Source organism: Noviherbaspirillum sp. Root189 (assembly GCF_001428545.1).
Taxonomy (GTDB): Bacteria; Pseudomonadota; Gammaproteobacteria; order Burkholderiales; family Burkholderiaceae_D; genus Noviherbaspirillum.
This window is the reverse complement of the sequence record NZ_LMHZ01000016.1, coordinates 68,884-83,842: the sequence shown is the minus strand read 5'-3', so window position 1 is coordinate 83,842 and position 14,959 is coordinate 68,884. Positions and strand designations below refer to the sequence as shown.

The window sequence follows — 14,959 nt, the reverse complement described above, 5'->3', positions numbered from 1 at the left end:
TGAAGGACATAATGTCCAATGCGACTCCCTACCAAGGGGGCTTAACTGAAGGGATTCAAACGGAGTCGCTCTGTTGAAGAACGAGACGAGGGAAGAGACTGACAACGAAATACAGCTTGATGGGACCCGAAGTCCAGTTGCCCACCATACAGGAAACGAGCAGGATGTCTACTCCTTTCGTTATTCAGGCAGCAGAGCAAGATCGCATACAGTCGGCGCGGGCTGGTACTGGTAGGGACAGCATGGCGCGGATGAAGGATCGCATAAGGGGCAAACTTCCAATATGCGGCAAAAGCGATACCTTGCTTTTCTCTACAATCTACTCTAAACCTTTATGTAGTCGCGCCGCCCGAAATGTGCGAGGAAGCGGTCATATGGTCGTGTACTTCTAATATCCGCTTATGGCCGGTCAACGTCTGAAACGCTAGCTACCGACCGGCGGCTATACGTCATACTTCCGTCTGTTCCGCGATCTCCAGTGCGTCGTCGACCTCAATGCCCAGATAGCAAACTGTACTTTCTAACCTCGTATGGCCAAGAAGTAACTGTACTGCCCTCAGAATCTTCGTGCGCCGGTAGATCAACGTGGCTTTTGTTCTTCGCATCGTGTGGGTGCCATACGCTGTCGAATCCAACCCAATGAACTCAATCCAGCCATCAACGATACGCGCATACTGGCGCGTCACAAATGAGGAGAAGCCGAAATACGGCTTGGAAAAAGAAAATCGTTGTTAGCCAGATGGGCACACTGATTCCAAACAAGAATCGAGTTGCGTGTCTGCTCGGTGATTTCGAACTGCACCGGCCGATGCGTCTTCTGCTGCATTACGATGGCTCGCGGAAGCACTCGATTACCCTGTGTGATTTCACTGACGCGGATGCTGAGTAGATCGCAGCTGCGGACTTGCTGTCGATAGCCAGGTTGAACAACGCCAGGTCGCGGGTTTGGTGCTCCAGTTGCAGCCGAGTACGGATGCCCCAGATTTCCTTCAACTTCAGGGGCGCTTTTTGACCGACGAACTTGCCCTTGTTCCATGGCCGAATGGCAGCGGTCTACCGGACGGCGAGGACCTTCTCGCTGAACGCGACACAACCGTCGAGACACTTGTGCGCAGCGGGCTTCGATCAGGCGCCCGTTTGGACACGATCGGAGGAGACGGCGGCGCGCCGCGGCAGGAAGAACGTGGTCAGCAGCAGCGCAGCGACCAGGGCCGGAATCCAGCGTACGTCGGTCGGCACGCGCAGCGTCTGAACCAGCGCCGGGTCTTGCGAAGCGCGCCGGAATGCAGCGGCGGAATCGATGCGCGCATAGGACAGGCCAGTGACGCGGGCCAGCGCCTGCAGATGCCTTTCATGCAGCGCCGACAGGTGCTCCTGGCTGTCCGGTGCGTCTTCACTGCGGCTGCGCTGCACCACATGGTCGGCTTCCCACCAGCCGACGAAACGGCCGCTGCTGTCGCTGCGCGGTATCGGCTGCGGCATCAGGCTTCCCACGCCCATCACCACGCCGCGCACTGGCACAGGCGGTGAGGAAAACTCGGGCGCGTTCTCTTCATCCACCGGCGGCGCCGAATGGCCATCGCTGATGAACAGCACCGACGGCGGCTGCGGCAGTTCGGCCGCGGCTTCGATGGCGGTGTAGAGTCCGCGCGCGATCACGCTGGCCTGGTTCCAGGCCATCCGGCTGTCGATCTGGCTGATGGCCTGCTCCAGCTCGTCGTAATTGGCGCAGATTTCGACCGGCGCCAGCACCATCAGCGTGCGGCGGCTGGCGAATACCGAGAGCCCGAGGCGTGAGCCGCAGGGCAGGTCCGCCAGCGCCTGCGAAGCCATGCGCTTGCCCCAGGCCAGGCGGGTCAGGCTTGCGCCGTCAATCGACTGGTCGGCCACATTCATGCTCTGAGTGATATCGAAGACCAGCAGATGCGAAAAAACGCGGCGCTCCATGGTCACCGGCGGCAGTAGCGCGGCCAGCACCAGCAACAGCGTGGCCAGCGCCAGCAGCCAGTCACGCGCCCATCCCCTCATGGCAGTTCCCCCGGCTCGATTTTGGACGCTGTCGCCCGGCGTTCGCGGGCCTCGGCTTTGTCCTTGGCACTGTACCAAGTCACGTTCTCCGGCTGCAGCCAGAGCGCGCGCTCGAGGTTGTAGCGGGCCTCCTGGTGCGATGGTTCCTCGGCTAGCACCTGCCGGTAATACTGCTTGGCCAGCTCGACCAGCGGCGCCGCCTCCATATCGTCGCGCCGCATGGCCAACGCCTGGCGCAAATGCAGATTGCCCAGGTTGTAGCGCGCCATCCTGCGCAGCGCGGGATCGCCCTGCTGCAAGGCCAGCTGGAATGCCTGTTGTGCGGCGTTGACATCACCGGCGGCGGCAAGACGCACGCCGCGCGACAAGGCCGCTGCAGGCGCCGATCCTGCAGACGCCTGCGGGTCGGCTAGCGACCTGTTATAGGCGGTCGCCGCGCGCTGCGCCAGCAGCGCCTGGCCCAGCACCGCTAGGCAGGCAACGGCCAGCACCGCAAAGAGCCAGTGGATGGTCCGGGTTCTCATGGCGCCGGCGACGAAGCTTGTCGCGCTGCCGGCAACGCCAAGTGGCGCATCCGCAGCGCCAGCAGCAGCACAAATGCCAGTGCGGCGCACAGGAAAGCCAGCCAGGCGCCGTCGGCGCGCGGCACTTTGACCTGGTAGCTGATGGGCAGCATCTGCTGCCGGCTCAGCTCGGCGACGGCGTGGTCCATCGCCGATGGGCTTTCCGCTTCAAAGGCCCGGTACGGCGTGCCCAGCGTGCTGAAGAAACGGTGCATCGCCACCTCGACGCTGCGGTCGTACGCCGGGTCGGCGCTTTCAGCCAGCGGCGGCTGGTTGAACGAGCGCAGGTAGATCCAGTACAGCGTGATCTTGTTGCGTTGCAGGTTGGCGGCAATCTCGGTGCGCGTCTGCGGCGTGATCGGCGCGCCGCCGTCCGAGACCAGCAGCAGGATGCGGTTGCCATTGGCCGGCCTGTCGTCGAAGCGGGCAATCGCCGCCAGCAAGGCGCCGCCGACATCGGTGTCGCCCAGGCCGGAACCGACGCCGCCGGCCTGGATGGCCGCCTGGATCATCTCCGGCTGCGAATTGAAGGGCAGCACCTGGAACTGGTTGATGCTGAACATCATCAGCGCAAACACATCGTGCGGCCTTCCGGCGGCCAATTTGGCCAGCGCGCGGCGCGCGATCTTGCGTTTTTTCGGTTCCGCATACTTGTCCACGCGCGGCACCTGCCCTCGCGGCACCAAGGCCGCGTCCATGCTGGCGCTGCGGTCCAGCAGCACCAGGATCTCGGCGCCGCTGCCTTGGCGCGTGGCGACGGTCTGCGGCAGGCCGATGCCGGCCATGCCCAGCGCCAGCGCGAGCAGGCCAGCCACGGCAAGCGCCTTTTCCAGCCGCTGCCGCCAGCGGCCGGCAGGATCGGGCGGCAGCAGCTCAGTCCAGCTGAACACCTGCTCGTCTTGCGGCCGCCGCAGCAGCGGCAGCAGGGCCAGCAGCGACAGCAGCAGCCACCATGGCTGGACAAAGCCGACGCCGCTCATGCCGCATACCGCCGTTCCAGGCGTCCCAGCCGGCGCGCCAGCGCGCGCACGTCGCCCTCCGGCGCCGCACCGCTGAAGAACAGCGCGCTGGCTTCGCGGCAGAACTTCTCGATGGCGGAGCGCTCTGCCGCCAGGTACGGCACGCGCGCCAGCAGCTGATCGACATTGTCGGTTCGGACCACCTGCCCGGCGGCATCATTGAGCGCATGCTGCAGGCGGCGCCATGCCTGCGGCGCATCGTCGGGAAGGCGGGCCAAGTCGCGCAGCGCGCGCGCAAACGGCAGGCGCCCGCGCAGCCACCGGCGCCGCAGAACCAGCGCCGTCGCCCACGACAGCAGCGTCACCGCTAGCGCACCGGCGGCCAACCACATCCGCCGCGCCAGCGGCGCCAGCGGTGCCGCCGGGGGCAGCAGGTCGTCCCGCATGGCGCCTAGACCCTGTGCATTAAATGCTTCTGGCGGCGTCAGCGGGCCGATCGAAAAGCGCCACGGCGCGACGTCGAGCATGCCGGCGGCGCCGGCGCCCTTGATTTGCAGTGGCGGCAGGAACCACACTTCCAGTGCAGGCGGCGCATTGATGATCTGGTACTCCACCAGCAGCCAGCTGCGTCCCTCCGCATCCTTCGCAACGCGCGCATCGCGGCGCCAGAACGAACGCCCGACCCGGCCCTGTGGCGGCAGCGACTCGGGCTTGAAGTCCTTGCCGTCCCGCACTAGCAATACCTGCTGGACAAGGATGTCGCCGATTGTGTAGCCAAAGGTGCGCGGCGCCAGCGGCAAGCCCTCGGCCGTAGCGACTGGCGGCAGCGTCAGCCATGCGGCACAGGCCGCCAGCAGGCAGGCGCGCAGCCGGCGCATCATGGCACAAGCTCCAGAAAATAGCGCGACAGCGCTGCTGCATCGAAGCCGCCATGAAGATAAAGGGGTAGCAGGTTGCGCGAGCCGAATAGTGCGTCGAGCGCGCGACGACGGCTGGCAAGCTGCGCCGCCCAGCGCTGGCGCAGCCGCGCATTGACCCAGACCGGCGTGGCCGCTCCGGTCTCGGCATCGCGCAGGGTGACGAAGCCGTCCACCGGCGGCGGCGCAAGCTCGGTCTGGTCCCATACCACCAGCGGCACCACCCATGCATGGCTCAGCATGTCCATCGCTTCGGCCATTACCGCCAGTGGCCAGTGGAAATCCGATACCAGGAAGACCAGCTCGCGGCGTCCGGCAAGCTGGCGCACCGTTTCCACCAGGGCGCAACCGGCGGTTTTGCTGGGATTGCAGGCAGCAATAGCCAGGCGCATCTGCTGCCCGGCGCCTCGGCTGTGCATGGCCGGGAAATACAGGTCTTCGCGGTGCGCCGCATCGAACGCCAGCATGCCGACCGTGTCGCCTACGCCAAAGGCGCTGTGCGCCGCGGACTCGGCGATCCGGGCGGCAATGTCGAGCTTGCGCAGCGGCGCGCCCACCTGCATGGAGGCGGAGACGTCCACCACCAGCCGCAGTGAGATCGCCGCGCGCTGCCGGTAGGCGCGCACTAGCCATTCGCCACGGCCTGCGCGCAGACTAGCGCGCACATCGAGCCGGCGCGAATCGGGAAGATCGAGCAGCCGGGCGTGGCTGTGAAATGCATGACCGGCGCCATTCGTGCTGGCCTGGTGGGCGCCCGGCCGGTGCCCGCCGCTGCGGCCGGGGATGCGGTAAAAAAAGGCGATGTCGTCCATGGTGCGTGCCGCCTGCGTTCAGGGTGCGGCGATACGGGAAACCATTTCGCCCAGCAGCGCATCGGCAATTTCCGCGTGGCGCAGCGCATAGACGGGCGTGAAGAAGATCCGGTGCATGAAGGCCGGACGCAGCACTGCCTGCACGTCTTCCGGCGTCACATACAGCCGCTCGTCCAGCCAGGCCGCCACGCGAGCCGCGCGCATGAGCGCGCTGACGCCGCGCGGACTCACGCCCGCCAGGATCAGCCTGTCCATGTCGACGCCGTCCAGCCGTATGCCGTACCCGAGCGGCGCGCTGGTGGCCTGCCACAGGTCCAGCACATAGTCCTGCAGCGTCTCGCTGGCCGACACCTGGCGCTGTACCAATGCCGCCAACGCATTCATCCCGGTCCATGGCAACATGCCGGCCTCGACACTGTCGACCAGGGCGTCAGCGTCATGAAAGAGTGGGTCCAGCGCAAGCGCGCGCCGCACCTCGCGCGAGGTAGGCGTGGTCATGCTGACCTCGAACAGGAAACGGTCGCGCGCGGCAGAAGCCAGTTCGAAGGTTTCCTCCCGTTCGATGCGGTTGCGATCAGCGAACACGGTCATATGCGGAAAGCGGTATTCGCGATCGAACGCCGACACCGTGCGCTCCGCCATGGCCCGCAGCAGCAGGGCCTGTACCTGCGGCCGGGCGCGGTTGATTTCGTTGAAGAAAAAGGTGACCAGTTCCTCGCCATGCCGCAAGAGCGGTCCAGGGTCGATGCGCGGGCGGCCCTCCGCGTCGACATAGGTGTGATAGACCAGGTCGCCCGGCATCATGTCCACCGTGCCCTCGACCCGCTCGAACTTTCCGCCGACGGCCTTGGAAAAGGCCCGCAGCACCGTGGTCTTGCCGACGCCGACATCGCCTTCGAGCAGCACATGGCCGCGGGTGAACAAAGCGATGTTGATCAGCCGGATGGGTTCAGCCTGGCCGATCACGGCGCGGCCCACGGCTGCCTCCATTGCTAGTGCCCGGGTGCGCCATTCCTGCAACACTGTGTCATCCCTGCCTGTTTCCAAACCGGCAAGGCGGCCGGCGTCCACCGAGCTCGCTGCTGACTGCCCAAAAGCCATATGACGTCCCTTGGAAGATGTGGCGGTAGGCCGGCGCCAAAACGGCATAGCATTGCCCGGCGCGCCGACAGGGACGGTACGCAGCAATAAGCATTCCAGCAAGCCAGGCAAAGCTTGGTTCTGTCGCGTTAGCACGTTAAAGATGGAGCGCTGCCGGCTGCCACATGGCCGTTTAATTTTGACGGACTTGTCCTGCCAACGTGTAAAACTGGTCGGCAAACGACGTCCTGGCGCAACCTTGAATCAGGAACTGGACTTTGTAAATTCTATGCATCAACTCAATGACTGAGATGATGAATTGGGCCCTCGAAACGATTTGACACCCAGCATCGGCCGGGTGACTCGTTTGACCGCGCGATAGAGATATTGCCAAGCACCTTTTACTTTGATGTAGGTCTCATCCATGCGCCAATTTCCTCTCACCGGGCGCTTGTATTGGCGGGGTGACTTTTCCAGTAGTGGCAGGAACCGAGTTGTTTCGGCCTCATGCCAATTGCTCTTGATGTGCGGCGAAGTCATGCTCGATTATTTTGGCGTGCGCAAGAAGTTTGGAGGCAATGGCACTTAAGGCTGCATCATCTTTGACTGCGCGGACCAGAAAAATCACATTGAGACAGGCCAGGACGCGTTCCTGAAATCTCAAAGGCACGGCAACACCGCCAAACTTGGGCTCGGCCCCCCACTCTCCCTGATTGATGGCGTATCCTCGTTGCCGCGTTTCGGACAACAACGTGCGTATGAAGTGAGGATCTTTAGCATGGACAGCGTCGATGTCCGAACGTTGACGCAGCATGTCAAGCAAGATCTTCCGCTCCGCTTCCGGAGCAAAGGCGAGATACGCGCGTCCTGCGGCGGTGGTCAGCAACGGCATGCGTCTGCCGGGCATACCTGAGTGAAATGACAATGGACTGTAAGGCCGCGTGGAGACGCGGACTACCATCTCATCCCCTTCCAGCGTGATCAAGGAACAAGGCCAGACCAAGGCCTTGGAAATTATTCGCATTTGAAGCCATGCAATTTCCGAGATTTGTACGTTATCCCGGAATCCATAACTCAACCGCTGTACACGGAATGTCAGGCGATAAATGTTGGTAGCCGCATCGCATTCCACGTAACCTTCCTGGCGCAGGGTTTCGAGCAAGCGCTTGATGGTGGTGCGATGCAGCCCTGTCATCCGGCCCAACTCGGTAATCGAGGCGGAGGCGCTGGGCCTGCGATTGAGCGCTGCCAGGAGGTCCAGGCCCTTGACCAGCGACTGGCAATGCCGGTAGCTACTTGAGGATTCCTGTTCCATGGTTGCGTTTCTCTGTCAGCACGATGATGCCGGATTATACGGCCAGTCGCTTCCTTTTTCGCGCCCCTTGCCTCGCTCAGAGATCTAGCACAAGCACCTTGCTCTTGGCGCCCGAGCAACAAATCATCATTGATTTATTCGCCAGTTTCTCGGCATCGGACAGCAACGCATCACGATGGTCTGCCTCGCCCGCAAGAATCCGTGTCTCGCAGGTTCCGCAAATACCCTCGCGGCAAGAGGATGGCACCGAGACACCCGCATCGAACACCACGTCCAGAATCGAGCGCCCTGCCGGAACATGCAGCGTCGTGCCGCTGCGCGCCAGTTCGACGGTGAAACCTCCGTCCAGCGCCGCTTCGGATTTGGCAGTGAAATATTCGACATGGGCGCGGTCGCGGCAATGTTCGGTGGCTTGCTCGAACGCATCGAGCATTCCTTTGGGACCGCAGCAGTAGAGATGGGCATTGCCGGGCACCCTCCGGCAAAGGCCGGCTAGATCCAGCGCCTGGCCGCCAGGCTCCTGGTCGAAATAGAAATAGGCGGCATTCCCGGAAGCGGCGGCCAGCGCGCGCACCTCGTCCGCAAAGGCTGCATGCGCACCGGTGCGGGCACAGTAATGCAGTTCCCAGCGCTGTCCCAGCGCGTTGAGGCGGCGCGCCATTGAAAGCAGCGGCGTGATGCCGATACCGCCAGCGATCAGGCAGCTATACTCGGCAGATTCATCCAACAGGAAATTGTTGCGCGGCAGGCTGGATAACAGCACATCGCCCTCTTGCAGCGACTCATGCATGTAACGCGATCCGCCCTTGCTGTCGGGCGAATTGTGGACGGCGATCTGGTACCGGTGCTGCTCGCCCGGCGCATTGAGCAACGAATAGCTGCGCAATACGTGATTAGGCAACTGCAACTCGATGTGCGCGCCGGCTTCGAACGGCGTCAGGGCGCACTCATCCACATGCACCAGGTCAAAGAGCTTGACGCCCAAGGCAGCATCGTGAATGCGCTGCACGCGCAAGGGAGTTTTGGTGTCCATATGGCTTCCTCTTCAGGAACAAAGAATCAGGGGCTTGACCGCGTCACCGGATAAGATGAGCTCGAACGCCCGCGTGCCTTCAGACAAGGGAATCTGATGGCTGGCGATCGGACGCAAGTCGATCTTGTTGTCGTACACCAGCGGCGCGGCGATTTCCCAGGTATCCCACAGGCGGCGGCCATGGATGTTGTAGATCGTGGGCCGGCTTTTGCGCCAGGCGCCGAAATCGAAATCCATCGGCTTGCCGGGCGTGGCGCACCAGCGCACGTCGCCCAAAGAACCGACCATCGCAAAACAGTTCCTGACGCCATCGTGACTGCCCGTGTACTCGAATACCACGTCGGCCAGTTCGCCATTCGTCATGTCGCGCACCACATCGGCGGGCGATTCCGTCACCGGGTCAACCGCCCGGTCGGCGCCCATTGCCAGGGCAGTCTGGCGACGCTTCGGATTAGGATCGACCGCAATGATGCGACGGGCGCCGAAATGCCGCGCCACCGCAACGTTCATCAATCCGATCGGACCGCAGCCATTGACCACGACAGTCTGCCCGGACACGCCGCTGCCTTCCATCGTGGCATGCACTGCAATGCCCAGGGGCTCCAGCAGCGCGGCCATCTCCTTTGCCACGCCCGGCGGATTCACCCAGGCGATCGAGGTAGGGACGGTGACGTATTCAGCAAACGTGCCGTCAATGTCGATGCCCGGATACCTCGTATTGGGACATACATGGGCCCGGCCGGTCCGGCATGCCTTGCAGTTCCAGCAGGGGATATGGCTCTCCAGGCTCACCACATCGCCGACTTTCACGCGACCCGCGCCATGGCTTCCTATGGATTCGGGGCCGAGCGCGACCACGGTTCCGCACATCTCATGGCCGAGTGTGGTGGGCAGCGCGACGCGCTTGGCGAACGCGCCCTGGCCATGGTAGATCTGCATGTCTGTGCCGCATACGCCGGCGGCATGCACTTTGACCAGCATTTCGCCGGCGCCCGGTTCGCGCACGTCGCGCTCCATCACGGCAAGCCCATTCACGCCCGCCTGCACTTTATTCAAAGCTAGCATTATTTGCCCCTCGGGTGGTTATTGGGGTTCCAGGCGGGCGCGTTTGGCCGTCTCTACCCAGCGCACGGATTCGTACTGAATCAACTTGCTGAATTCCTCCGGCGTCGAGGACTTGGCAATCAGTCCCATGCTGTACAAGCGTTCCTTGACTTCCTTCTTCGTGAGCGCTTCGGCGACATCCGCGGCAATTTTCTTGCGCACATCATCGGGCGTGCCCTTGGGTACCATCAAGCCGAACCAGAAGTCGACATAGAAACCCTTGGCGCCGCTCTCGTCCGCGGTCTTGATGTTTGGCGCGATGGGCGAGTGCGCCTTGGCCGGGATGCCAAGCGGTTTGATGCGACCGCTATCGATGAAAGGCTTGGCTGCAGTCAAGGTGGACAATACGACCTGGACCTCGCCTGCCACCAGTGCATTCACTGCTTGCGCCTCGCCGCGGTATTGGGCGTTCTCGCGCTGGAAATTCATCAGGTCCGCAAAATGCTGGAACGCCAGCATCGAGCTTTGGCCGAATGTTCCGTCAAACAATTTTCCGGGATTCTTGCGCGCGTATTCGGCGAGTTCGCCCATCGTATTGACGGGCACATCCTTATGGACTGACAGCACGTAGTCGCCGCGTGCGATCTGGGTGACCGGAAGCAGGTCAGTGGCGGGATCGAAGCCGGGATTCTTGACAAAGAGCTTGACGGTACCGATGGAGACTGGTGCGAGCAGAATCGTGTAGCCGTCGGCCTCCGATCTGGCGACTTGGGCGGCGCCGATGGTTCCATTGGCGCCCGGCTTGTTTTCTACCATGACCGGTTGCTTCCATTGCTTGCCGAGTTGTTCGGCAAGGATGCGCGTCGCGCTGTCCGACGATCCGCCCGGAGCAAAGGGAACGACGATCTTGACGATCCTGTCCGGGTATGCCGCTTGCGCGGCGGTAGGCAAGGTGGCGGCGGCCAGAAGCAGCGCGCCAGCGGCGAAACCAAGGAATGTGCGACGTGGGGTGTTCATGATACCGAGTCTCCTGATTCAGTTGCGGGCGGTGTTGAAGGATTGGATGAGGTTGCCCGTACGGTTAGTTAACAAACGCATGCAAGGCGGCCAACGTTGTTTGAGGAACCGGGCATGGCCGTTGGCCTATGCCGCGCATACTCTGTTTCAACCTCGGGCAAGGTGGCCTGTGCTGGCAAAAAGGAATTGATTGCTTAAAACCAAAAACTATATCCGCCTGTTCATGCCGCCTTTTCAAGCGGCATGCCAGGCATTACATCAATCAGAGGATGAAGGATAGTCCCACGATCGGCTGTTTGCGGTTCAGCAGCACGATCGTCTTGTGCTGGATCTTCCAGTCGTCGCCTACCTTTTTGCACACTACTTTGCAGTGGCCGGGGAACAGGCGCATTTCACCGAGCCCCTGCTGACGCCAGTCGCCGGAGCGCACTTCGGTCAGCAGCAACGCAAAGGTGGCGGTGGCGGTGGCGGCATCGACATCCTCGATGTCGATGTTCGACACCATGCGCAACGTGTGCGATCCCGGGTTCTGCGCAACGCGGTTCTGGCGCATGATCTGCTCGACCCGCATGGCCAATCGGGAATGGTTGTCGTAAATGATGGACGATTCTTTGAGTGGATCGGCGTTTTCGTCGATCGGCACCCAGTAGCTGGCGTCCTCGAGGTAGAGCGCGAGCCAGTCGTCGAGGCGATTTTCGTCGAGCAGACGGGCTTCGCGCAGGATAAGTTTCTGGACGGGGTGGGTCATGGGGTCTCCTTGGGAATCCGGCAAGTGCTTAAGAGGCGGAAGTCATCAGGTCGCGCCATTTGCGCCAGAAAGCGCGTTGCGGCGCTTCGTCGCTGTAGACGCCGACCCGTTCGCCATCGGGCTTGATCTCTTCCTTGCCCAAGCCGCGGCTGAGCGTAATCCACTCGACAACCTCGGTCTTCAGTGCATTCTGAGCGCCTGCAAAGACGTCGATGTCGTCGGCCGACAGGATGCCGGCGGTACCTACTCGCGTTTGCGCGTCCAACATGCGGTTGCTATTGATGTCGTCATGCGCGCCTTCAATCAGCAATGGGTACGAATACACATCCGTGCAATCGTGAGAGATCGGTTGCACCACGCGAATGTTGAAGTCAAAAATGACCAGGTTCGGGAAAATCAAAAACTGGCGATTGGTCAGCGCTTCCGCCGCGCCTTCGGCACCATAAAGAGCGGCGAGCTTGTCGTTATAGGCTTGCCGGACGGCGGGATCAATGCCGCCGGATTCCAAAGGAGCGCCGGCTTCCAGCGTGCCGTGGCCTTCGGGATAGCCGCGGGTGAAGCCCTGTTGGCGCACCGACGCATTCAGTTCCCGGTTCTCGAACGAACCTTCGAACTTGCGCACGGTATTGAAGGCCGAGCGATGAACAAAGCCGGGATGGTAGCCGTCATAGACATTTTCAGTCTGGAACTTCCAGTTGCCCTGGTAGCCGTATTTGTGCGAAGTGGCGACTTTGTAGGTGCCGCCCGCGGTGCGCCTGAGCCAGATGTCAATGTGCTGCTTGGCGCCGCCCAGGAAGGTTTCCAGGTCTTCGACGTCCGGGTTGAACGAGCCAAACACCAGTCCGCCGTAGGAGGCGATCCGCGGTAGAGGCTTGAGGTTCTTGTCGGATTTATCGAAGTTCTCGTGGTAGCGCGCCTCGTCGGGAATGCCAATCAATTCGCCCGACGGGCGGAACGACCAGCCGTGGTAGGGGCACACAAAGGCACGGGTGTTGCCCTTTTCTTCCCGGCAGATGGTCGCGCCGCGATGGGTACAGGCGTTCAGGACGGCGTGAATACCTCCCTCGCGTCCCCTGGACACGATCACGGGACGGGTACCGATCTGGGTGGACTTGAAGTCGCCAGGGTTGGCGATCTCGCTTTCATGGCACAGGTAGATCCAGGTCTTATAGAAGATCTGCTGCATTTCCTGCGCAAAAGTTTCGGGACCACGGTAGGCGCTGGTCGCCACGCGGAATTCGTAAGGTTGCTCATCCACCATGGAGGCGAAGGGGCTGGTATCCAATCTCGCGTTCATTGCGGTCATCTCCTTTAACAAGTGTGTGAATCCTATGACCTGCATCCGCCGGAAGCAATATGAACGACGATTTGAGTGCACAATGCGCACCCGCTAGCAGCCACAGGGCTTTGCGGCGTATTTTTTCTTGATTTTTTGCAATGGCGACATCTGTTGTGGTGCGCAGTGTGCACCCTATCGGAGGGCGTTAAACAGTATATTTAGCTGGCCTGAAAGGCATTTAGCCGCCCGACTATTCGTTTGCACCGGACACCCATATGATCAAACTATCCGTCCCCAATTTCGAAGCTCCGCACTTGGACGCCGATCTCACGCGCCTTGATGATTTGAATGATCAATTCTGCAACGCAAGCGTTAATCTGCGTTAGGCGAGGAGAGGCAGACATGAAAGCAAAACGTGCCTTCCTGGGTATGTCGCATTCGCCGCTGTTCGGACTTAACCCGATCGGCAGCGAACTCGAAAAGGATATGCAGGACGCCATTGCCCGGCTTCGCGAGCAGGTCGCGACCTTTGATCCCGAGCTCGTCGTGCTCATTGGACCGGACCATTACAATGGATTTTTCAATGAGTTGATGCCTCCGTTTTGTATCGGCAGCCAAGCCACCTCAGTGGGTGATTACCTGACCCCTCCAGGCAACCTCAACGTCGAGGAATCGGCAGCATTAGCTCTGGCCGGGCACTTGATGGATGACGATTTTGACATTGCAGTGTCCAGGCGTATGCAGGTGGATCACGGTTTTGTGCAGGCGCTCCAGTTTATCTGGGGCGGCCTCGCGACACCGCCGGTGATCCCGATCTTCCTCAATGCCGTTGCACAGCCGGGGATTGCACGCCTGCGACGCTGTCGCCAATTGGGGGAAGCAATCGGCCGCTTTTTGAACGACGAACCACGCCGCACGCTTTTGATCGGGTCCGGGGGACTATCCCATGAGCCACCGGTGCCCACCTTGGCTCACCCGGACCCCGATATACGCGAACGCATTACCGTCAAACGGGAGCCCACGCAAGCCGAACGCGACGCCAAAACCAAGCGCGTGATGGCCGCCGGCATGGCTCTCGCAAACGGAACGTCCAACATGAAACCGCTCAACCCCGAATGGGATGCCCGCTGGATGGACGCGCTGGAGTCCGGCGAGCTGGACCGTCTGACGCAGCTGCAAGAAGAATCGATCGAGCAGGATGCAGGTCTGTCCGCGCACGAATCCAAAACATGGCTGGTTGCGCGCGCGGCGTTGCCGGCCAATCACCGCCTGCCCTGCTTACTACGTTACTACCAAGCCATTCCCGAGCTGATCGCGGGCTATGGAATCCTGTTCATGCACACCGCAGACACGCAAACCTAGGAGAATCTTTTGAGTACCAACGAACAGATCAATGCATGGGCCGAACGGCTGCGCAATGCCGAGCAGACCCGTACCCCGATCGCGCCCCTGCGCGACGAGATTACCAACGGTGACGACGCCTATGCGGTGCAGTTGGCCAATGTACGCCACGCCCAGGCGCAAGGCCGTCGCATCGTGGGCCGCAAGATCGGCTTGACGTCCCCCGCCGTCCAGAAACAGCTGGGCGTCGACCAACCTGACTTCGGCACGCTGTTCGCCGACATGATTTACGGCGATGATGAGGAAATCCCTTGGACGCGCACGCTGCAACCGAAAGTCGAAGCCGAAGTGGCGTTGGTGCTCGAGCGGGACCTCGACCTGGCCGATGCCACGCTGGTGGATGTCATCAATGCCACGGCATACGTGCTGCCTGCCATCGAAGTCGTGGGCAGCCGCATCGCGAACTGGAACATCAAGTTCGTCGACACCGTGGCCGACAACGCCTCCAGCGGTCTGATCGTCCTCGGCGCAGTGCCTGTGCGCCTCGATGGGCTCGACCTCAAGCTGTGCGAAATGACCACCGAACGCAAAGGCTCCGTCGTTTCGCAAGGCAGCGGAAGCGCATGCCTAGGCCATCCGCTGAACGCTGCGGTGTGGCTGGCACGCAAGCTCGCCACGCTGGGCCAGCCCCTGCGTGCGGGCGATCTGGTGATGACCGGCGCTCTGGGCCCGATGGTGGCCGTGGAACCCGTCGACGCCTTCGAAGCCCGCATCAGCGGGGTTGGCAGCGTGCGCGCACGCTTTGGCTCATGAATAACCGAAA

At 61.8% G+C, this 14,959-nt stretch carries 14 protein-coding genes and 2 pseudogenes; 2 read left to right on the top strand and 14 right to left on the bottom strand.

Annotated elements, in window-relative coordinates:
- Window positions 1-449: 449 nt before the first annotated feature.
- The 14 genes and pseudogenes from ASE07_RS29685 to ASE07_RS12015 form a co-directional block, all read right to left on the bottom strand.
- Window positions 450-1,044, bottom strand: a pseudogene (locus ASE07_RS29685) (tyrosine-type recombinase/integrase).
- A gap of 81 nt (window positions 1,045-1,125) precedes the next feature.
- Complete coding sequence (locus ASE07_RS12070) at window positions 1,126-2,028, bottom strand: VWA domain-containing protein (RefSeq protein WP_057291068.1); 903 nt, start codon at window positions 2,026-2,028, stop codon at window positions 1,126-1,128.
- On the bottom strand, window positions 2,025-2,552 hold the full coding sequence (locus ASE07_RS12065) for a hypothetical protein (RefSeq protein WP_057291067.1): 528 nt from the start codon (window positions 2,550-2,552) through the stop codon (window positions 2,025-2,027). Before ASE07_RS12065 ends, ASE07_RS12070 begins: the two co-directional genes overlap by 4 nt.
- Window positions 2,549-3,571, bottom strand: a complete 1,023-nt coding sequence (locus ASE07_RS12060) for a vWA domain-containing protein (protein ID WP_057291066.1) — start codon at window positions 3,569-3,571, stop codon at window positions 2,549-2,551. The genes ASE07_RS12065 and ASE07_RS12060 overlap by 4 nt, the downstream gene beginning before the upstream one ends.
- The gene (locus ASE07_RS12055) at window positions 3,568-4,431 is read right to left on the bottom strand and encodes a hypothetical protein (RefSeq protein WP_057291065.1); all 864 of its coding nucleotides are present in this window, start codon (window positions 4,429-4,431) and stop codon (window positions 3,568-3,570) included. The genes ASE07_RS12060 and ASE07_RS12055 overlap by 4 nt, the downstream gene beginning before the upstream one ends.
- Window positions 4,428-5,279 carry a DUF58 domain-containing protein gene (locus tag ASE07_RS12050; protein WP_057291064.1) on the bottom strand — a complete coding sequence of 284 codons (852 nt, stop codon included), beginning with the start codon at window positions 5,277-5,279 and terminating at the stop codon, window positions 4,428-4,430. The genes ASE07_RS12055 and ASE07_RS12050 overlap by 4 nt, the downstream gene beginning before the upstream one ends.
- 18 nt (window positions 5,280-5,297) lie before the next feature.
- Window positions 5,298-6,269, bottom strand: a complete 972-nt coding sequence (locus ASE07_RS12045; RefSeq protein WP_057291081.1) for an AAA family ATPase — start codon at window positions 6,267-6,269, stop codon at window positions 5,298-5,300.
- A gap of 459 nt (window positions 6,270-6,728) precedes the next feature.
- A pseudogene (locus ASE07_RS28745) lies at window positions 6,729-6,851 on the bottom strand (DDE-type integrase/transposase/recombinase); the annotation flags it as partial.
- Between the two features lie 13 nt (window positions 6,852-6,864).
- Window positions 6,865-7,674 (bottom strand): IclR family transcriptional regulator domain-containing protein, encoded by an 810-nt coding sequence (locus ASE07_RS12040; protein WP_057291063.1) that lies wholly within the window; start codon window positions 7,672-7,674, stop codon window positions 6,865-6,867.
- Between the two features lie 76 nt (window positions 7,675-7,750).
- Window positions 7,751-8,707 (bottom strand): PDR/VanB family oxidoreductase, encoded by a 957-nt coding sequence (locus tag ASE07_RS12035; RefSeq protein ID WP_057291062.1) that lies wholly within the window; start codon window positions 8,705-8,707, stop codon window positions 7,751-7,753.
- A 12-nt stretch (window positions 8,708-8,719) separates the two neighbouring features.
- Window positions 8,720-9,772 (bottom strand): alcohol dehydrogenase catalytic domain-containing protein, encoded by a 1,053-nt coding sequence (locus tag ASE07_RS12030; RefSeq protein WP_057291061.1) that lies wholly within the window; start codon window positions 9,770-9,772, stop codon window positions 8,720-8,722.
- A gap of 18 nt (window positions 9,773-9,790) precedes the next feature.
- Window positions 9,791-10,768, bottom strand: a complete 978-nt coding sequence (locus ASE07_RS12025; protein WP_057291060.1) for a tripartite tricarboxylate transporter substrate binding protein — start codon at window positions 10,766-10,768, stop codon at window positions 9,791-9,793.
- Window positions 10,769-11,030: 262 nt separating this feature from the next.
- Complete coding sequence (locus ASE07_RS12020) at window positions 11,031-11,516, bottom strand: aromatic-ring-hydroxylating dioxygenase subunit beta (RefSeq protein WP_057291059.1); 486 nt, start codon at window positions 11,514-11,516, stop codon at window positions 11,031-11,033.
- A gap of 28 nt (window positions 11,517-11,544) precedes the next feature.
- Window positions 11,545-12,813, bottom strand: a complete 1,269-nt coding sequence (locus ASE07_RS12015; RefSeq protein WP_057291058.1) for an aromatic ring-hydroxylating oxygenase subunit alpha — start codon at window positions 12,811-12,813, stop codon at window positions 11,545-11,547.
- Between the two features lie 384 nt (window positions 12,814-13,197).
- Here ASE07_RS12015 and ASE07_RS12010 point away from each other — a divergent pair, with 384 nt between their 5' ends.
- Together ASE07_RS12010 and mhpD are read left to right on the top strand one after the other, a co-directional pair.
- Window positions 13,198-14,157 carry a 3-carboxyethylcatechol 2,3-dioxygenase gene (locus ASE07_RS12010; protein WP_057291057.1) on the top strand — a complete coding sequence of 320 codons (960 nt, stop codon included), beginning with the start codon at window positions 13,198-13,200 and terminating at the stop codon, window positions 14,155-14,157.
- A 9-nt stretch (window positions 14,158-14,166) separates the two neighbouring features.
- A complete protein-coding gene (gene mhpD / locus ASE07_RS12005) occupies window positions 14,167-14,949 on the top strand; it encodes a 2-keto-4-pentenoate hydratase (protein WP_057291056.1) in 783 nt (260 codons plus the stop codon).
- The last annotated feature ends 10 nt before the right edge of the window (window positions 14,950-14,959 follow it).